Raw genomic sequence first — 2,853 nt, forward strand, 5'->3', positions numbered from 1 at the left:
TTCACGAGGTGCGTTAGCGGGTGACCCCTCGCGGCGAGGGGGTACGCGCAGGTGGGCCGGGGGGTCCGATCCCGATCGACTAGTCTGTTGCGGGATGCCGCCGGCGGTCGCCGGAGATCGCCGTGACGGGGAGGACGAGAGCACAGGTGAGCGAAGACACGAGCGCTGTCGAGGTGCGGATCGACGAGGAGTCGCTGGCCGGGTACGCGGCGGAGGCCGAGGCGGCGTTCGCCGCCGCCACGGACCTGGACGCCCTGGCCGCAGCCAAGACCGCCCACCTGGGCGACCGCAGCCCGATCGCGCTGGGACGCCGGACCCTCGGGTCGCTGCCCAAGGAGCAGAAGGCCTCCGCCGGAAAGGCCGTCAACGTGGCGCGGGGCAGGGTCCAGCAGGCCTATGACGCCCGCCTCGCCGAGCTGCAGGCGGAGCGTGACGCCGCCGTCCTCGTGGCCGAGACCCTGGACCTGACCGTGCCGTCGGGTCGGGCTCCGGTGGGCGCCCAGCACCCCATCACGATCATCACCGAGCAGGTCGCGGACGTGTTCGTGGCGATGGGGTGGGAGATCACCGAGGGCCCGGAGGTCGAGGCGGAGCACTACAACTTCGACGCCCTGAACTTCCTCCCGGACCACCCCGCGCGCACCCTGCAGGACACCTTCCACATCGCTCCCGAGGGCAGCCGCCAGGTGCTGCGCACCCACACCTCGCCCGTGCAGATCCGGACGATGCTCGATCGGGAGCCGCCGATCTACGTGGCCTGCCCCGGTCGGACGTTCCGCACGGACGAGCTCGACGCCACCCACACCCCGGTGTTCCACCAGGTGGAGGGGTTGGCGATCGACAAGGGGCTGACCATGGCGCACCTGCGCGGTGCGCTCGACGCCTTCGCCCGCGCGCTCTTCGGACCGGAGACCCGTACCCGGATGCGGCCCAACTACTTCCCCTTCACGGAGCCCTCTGCCGAGGTCGACGTGTGGTTCCCGCGGAAGAAGGGGGGCGCGGGCTGGGTCGAGTGGGGCGGGTGCGGGATGGTCCACCCCAACGTGCTGACCGCCTGCGGCATCGACCCGGAGGTCTACTCGGGGTTCGCGTTCGGCATGGGCCTCGAGCGCACCCTGCAGTTCCGCAACGGACTGTCCGACATGCGGGACATGGTCGAGGGGGACGTGCGGTTCTCGCTGCCCTTCGGCATCCGCGCCTGACCCACCGCCCCTTCCACCCGAGAAGAACAAGGACCCCCACAGTGCGAATTGCGCAGTCCTGGCTGACCGAGATCCTGCAGCGGGCCAACGACGGTTGGTCGGTGACCCCGGCCGAGCTCGACGCGGGGTTCGTGCGCGTCGGCCTCGAGGTCGAGGGCGAGCCGGAGCAGTTGCCCGAGATCTCGGGACCGCTCACGATCGGTCGGGTCAGCAGTATCGAGGAGCTCGAGGGGTTCAAGAAACCCATCCGCTTCTGCCTGGTCGACGTGGGTGCCGGCGAACCGCAGCAGATCGTCTGCGGGGCGCGGAACTTCGAGGCGGGCGACCTGGTGGTCGTCGCGCTGCCCGGAACCGTCCTTCCCGGTGGGTTCGAGATCGGCAGGCGGAAGACGTACGGCAAGCCCAGTGAGGGCATGATCTGCTCGGCGTCCGAGCTGGGGATCGGATCCGACCACAGCGGCATCATCGTCCTGGCCGAGGGCACTGCGGAGCCCGGCGACCCGGCCGGGCCGGTCCTCGACGCCGGGGCGGCGGGACCCGACACCGTCATCGAGCTCAACGTCACCCCGGACCGCGGGTACTGCCTGTCGGCGCGCGGCCTGGCCCGCGAACTCGCGTGTGGATTCGGCCTGGACTTCGCCGATCCCGCCGTCGAACAGGGCCTCGGGTCCGAGGGCGAGACCTGGCCGCTCGAGGTGACGGAGGAGTCCGGCGCCCGCCGGTTCGCCCTGCGCCGGGTCACCGGAGTGGACCCCACCGCGCGGACACCGTGGTGGATGGCCAGGCGGCTGCTGCTGTCGGGCGTGCGCCCGATCTCGCCGGCGGTCGACGTGACCAACTACGTCATGCTCGAGCTCGGGCACCCGATGCACGCGTTCGATGCCGCGACGCTCGAGGGCGGTCTCGTCGTCCGCCGGGCGCGGTCCGGGGAGGTGCTCACGACCCTCGACGACGTCGAGCGGACGCTGGACCCCGAGGACGTGGTGATCTGCGACGATCGCGGGCCGATCTCACTGGCGGGTGTCATGGGCGGCGCGAGCACGGAGGTGTCCGGGCAGACCACGGACGTCCTCCTCGAGGCCGCCGTGTGGGACACCCTCGCGGTGTTCCGGACGATCCGCCGTCACAAGCTCCCCAGTGAGGCGGGCAAGCGGTACGAGCGTGGTGTCGACGCCGCGGCCACGATCGCCGCACTGGACCGGGCGGCGACTCTGCTCGCCGGGATCACCGGCGGAACGGTCGAGGCCTCGCTCACCGACATCGGTTCCGCCCCCGTCATGCCGACCATCGCGTTCGATGAGGGCAGGCCCTCCCGCGTCGCCGGCGTGGACTACCCGACCGGCACCGCGCGCCACCGCCTGGAGCAGGTCGGGTGCACGGTCACCGGGGACGACGAGGTGCTGCTCGCGGTCACCCCGCCGACCTGGCGACCGGACCTCACGCTGCCCGCGGACCTGGTGGAGGAGGTCCTCCGCCTCGAGGGGTTGGAGAACATCCCGTCGGTGCTGCCGACGGCGCCGGCCGGCCGCGGGCTGACCGCGTTCCAGCGCGGGCGTCGCGCGGTCGGCCACGCCCTGGCGGCGGCCGGGCACGTCGAGGTTCTCACCTCGCCGTTCTGTGATCCGTCGGTGTTCGACGCCATGGGACTGGA

At 71.8% G+C, this 2,853-nt stretch carries 2 protein-coding genes; both read left to right on the plus strand.

What is annotated here, in order from left to right; genetic code table 11:
- Positions 1-146: 146 nt before the first annotated feature.
- Positions 147-1,202 (plus strand): phenylalanine--tRNA ligase subunit alpha, encoded by a 1,056-nt coding sequence (pheS, locus tag G6018_RS13910; RefSeq protein ID WP_095717213.1) that lies wholly within the window; start codon positions 147-149, stop codon positions 1,200-1,202.
- 41 nt (positions 1,203-1,243) lie between these two features.
- Positions 1,244-2,853 (plus strand): phenylalanine--tRNA ligase subunit beta (gene pheT, locus G6018_RS13915; protein WP_182639926.1); only part of this gene is annotated, 1,610 nt, incomplete at its 3' end.

This window comes from Dietzia sp. DQ11-44 (assembly GCF_014145205.1).
In the GTDB taxonomy this organism is placed as follows: domain Bacteria; phylum Actinomycetota; class Actinomycetes; order Mycobacteriales; family Mycobacteriaceae; genus Dietzia; species Dietzia natronolimnaea.